This window comes from Simplicispira metamorpha (assembly GCF_004341365.1).
Lineage (GTDB): Bacteria > Pseudomonadota > Gammaproteobacteria > Burkholderiales > Burkholderiaceae_C > Simplicispira > Simplicispira metamorpha.
Genome location: NZ_SLXH01000056.1, coordinates 1 through 3770 on the forward strand (window position 1 = coordinate 1; position 3770 = coordinate 3770).

General features: G+C 56.0%; 1 pseudogene. It reads left to right on the forward strand.

Annotated elements, in window-relative coordinates:
* Positions 1-1723: 1723 nt before the first annotated feature.
* A pseudogene (locus tag EV674_RS17190) lies at positions 1724-3770 on the forward strand (hypothetical protein); the annotation flags it as partial.

Genomic DNA, 3770 nt, shown 5'->3' on the forward strand with positions numbered 1-3770 from the left:
TTTGCAGAAATCGCCCAAAAAGGTGCAGCAGTTTTTTGGGAAGGATTCTGTCAAATATGCCGCTTGATTCAAGTTGTTTTATTTCTAGTCAATATTTGCAAAAAAACAAGTATTCCTTCATAGTTCGCAATAAAAATTCATGATTGACTAAATTTCCACACCAATAATTTGGTGGCACGTCAAGTTGAGGGAGGGTGCTGTGTTCCATAGGTATTTCATATTTTTCTCGATGCTCTTGGCGAATGCGCTGTCATTCGCTCAAGTAGCGCCCATGGGGGCAGCATCTCAGCCCACTCTCCAAGAGATTGTGCCACCCTCTCAGGGAATTTCAGAGATCTTACGGAACTTCACGAAAACCACTTTACTTCAATCATTTCCAGGCGAGCCTAATGGAACAAAATTCTGCAGAATAAATCTATGTGCTCCGACCAAAGAGGCACTCTGCCCAATTTTAAATGACACGCTGGGCGTTATTCCCGGAGGATGGTACGTATCCCCGAATCCGGCGCCTCCCGATTGGTGCTGCTTTAGCCAGCAATATAATATCACCTGGTGGTGTTTTGTAGAGAAACCAGATAGTTACCAATGTCCTGCAAATGCAAAATTAATAAATGAAACAGAATGCGGATGCGTCGATGGATTTGAAAGAGATGAAACGGCAGACTCAAGCAATCATGAAAAATCCTGCAAAATCAAGAATCCACCTCCAGAAATTCCGTCTCCAGATACCCCACCTCCAAGCACGACTCCCGATGGAGGGTCATGGGGTGGAGGCTCTCCTAGTTCCGGGCTATCAAATTCTGGGCCCAGTTGCACGAGAGAAGGCATATCTGGTGGAAATCCTATTGTCTACCCTTTAGCAAAAAAGACTCAAACAGAAACAGATTATTCTGATGCTGGATATGGAGCGCTCACATTTAAGCGTTTTTATGACAGTGCACTAGTATCGAGTACACCTCCCTACGGCATCCCCCCTGCTGCTGTGGTGCTGGGCTTGTGGAGGCATAGCTTCCAAACAGAATTGCATATCAAAGGACAATATGCATTCATAATGTTTCCCGATGGTCAACTAAAGGCATTCCAAGTTCTTCCCGGAGTAGATTTTTGGCCAAGTCTAAATAACCCACTGGATGGCATAAATATTGGAGCCAATGAGTACATCTACCGCCAATCAAGCGAAGGGAACGCTTGGTACTTTGGAAGCAATAGGAAAATTAAAAAATATCACAAGCGTGATGGCGTATGGTTAACTTTTGATTACGACGGCTCCGATAGGGTCGTTGTTGTGCGGAATAGGTTCAATCAAGAAATTGCACTCACTTATGACTCTTCTGGAAGGCTCGCATCCCTGAGTACGCCCGATGGAAAGAACATTTACTACACTCACGACAATCAAAATAGACTTTCTTCAGTTTCCTATCCCGGCAATCAGAGTAAAAATTACCTCTATGAGGTCACAGCGCGTCCTCATCTACTTACGGGAGTACAGGATGAAAACGCTGCGAGATACGCGACATTCAGCTATGACACTCTGGGCCGGGCTATTAGCACGGAGCACGCGGGTGGCGTAGAGAGGTACGGCGTTACCTATACTCTTGCGACAGATGGGCAGGTAACCACTGCATTGGTCACGGATCCTCTAGGAACTCCTCGCAGCTTTACCTTCGGCAGCAGCAATGGGCAAGTCACGGCAGTTACTGGATCGAAACCATCTGCGTTGGGAATGCCTGACGCGTTTAGCCGCACTCAAAACTCATTAGGCCTGATCGAGTCAGAAACCGACTTCCTCGGCACCAGCACCACGTATCAGTGGGACGCCACTCGCCGTCTGCCAACCTCTACCACCCAAGCCGCAGGCACTCCGGATGCCCGCACCACGGCCACCACCTGGCACCCGCAGTGGCGACTGCCGATGACGGTGACCGAATCCGGCCGAGTGACCAGCTACACCTACGACAACGTAGGCAACATGCTGAGCCAAACCATCACTGATACCTCGGTGACTCCAACGCAGTCGCGCACCTGGGCGTGGACCTACCACCCCTCGGGCTTGGTCGCCACCGAGACGCAGCCCAACACCGCGACCACCGGTTATCAGTACGACAGCGTAGGCAATCTCACACAAAGTACCGATGCCCTGGGGCGGGTAAAGAGCTACACACACGACACGGGTGGCCGCGTGCTCACCCAGACGACCCCCACAGGATTGGTCACCACTTACCAATACGACCTGCGTGGACGACTGCTGAGCATCAGCCACAGCGGTCTGACGACCACCATGACCTACCAACCCACGGGCGTACTGGCCAGCATCCGGCAGCCCTCGGGTTACCAGGTGGACTACACCTACGATGCAGCCCATCGCCTGACTGGCTGGAGCGACAACCGTGGGGCCAGCGGCACCTATGTGCTCGACGCCATAGGCAACCGGGTGAACGAGGTCGTCAAGGATGCCAAGGGCGGCACAGCCTGGCAGTTGGCACGCAGCATCAACAGCCTTAACCGCGTGGCCAGCGTGACCCTGGGCGGCGCCACCACCAGCTACGGTTACGACACCAACGGTGAACGCACGAGCGAAACCCAGACCGTGGCCGGCACGGCACGGACCACCAACCTGGGTCTGGATGCGCTGCGCCGCGTTAAAACCGTCACCAACGCGCAAAACGCTACGGCGCAACTGGCTTACAACGCACTTGATGCGGTCACCCAGGCCACCGACTTCAAAAGCGTGAGAACCAACTACACCCGGGATGCCCTGGGCAACGCCAAGCAAGAGGTAACGCCGGACAGCGGCACGGTCACCACCACCTACGACAGCCTGGGCTTGCCCCAGCAGATCACTGATGCCCTGGGCCGCGCCAGCACCATCACCCGCGATGCGCTGGGTCGTCCTACACGCATCGAACACACCGGCGGCAGTGCCAGCGTGCTGCGCTACGACCTGATCGGTACCGACTACAACGCGCCCGGCGCTCCCAACGCCAGCATCGGATTTCTGAGCGAAATCCAGGACCCAGGCGTCACCACCCGCTACCAGCGCGATCTGCTGGGCCGTGTCGTGCGTAAAACCCAGACGCTGGCCAACGGCGATATCCGCAGCATTGCCTATGGCTACATCGCCGCAGGCCTGCCTGGCGCGGGCCAGATCGCCAGCATCACCTATCCCAGCGGCAAGCAGCTTGCCCACCAGTACGACGCCACAGGCCAGTTGACCGGGCTCACCTGGGCAGGCCAGCCGTTGATCACGAGCCTGACTTGGAATCCTCTGGGCCAACCCAACGCCTGGCAGTGGGCCGGCTTTGCCAGCAGCCCGGGGAGCAACGCGCCGATGGCAGAGCAGCGCAGCTACACCAGCGCGGGCCAGCTGGCCCACAGCGCGCTGCTGGACCTGACGTGGGACAGCGCTGGCCGCATCAGCCAGATCCTGCAGCAGCACATGCTGCCCGGCGCAGCGCAGGCCCAGCAGGCCACCATCACCAGTGCCTATACCTATGACCCCACCGGTCGCCTCACGGCCAGTGCACACAGTGGCCCCGCAGGGCTCACCCTGCCCAGCGGCTGGTCCCTGAACGATACCCTCGGCCCCGACGCCACAGGCTATGCCTGGGACAACAATGGCAACCGCACCCAGGTGTTCTACAGCGCCACCACGCTGGCCGGCACGGCCACGATGCAGCGCAACTACCAAACCACCAGTGGCAGCAACCGCCTGCAGGGCTACAGCGAAAGCGTGCAAATACCCGGCAGCGCAGTGCAAAACCGCAACGTCA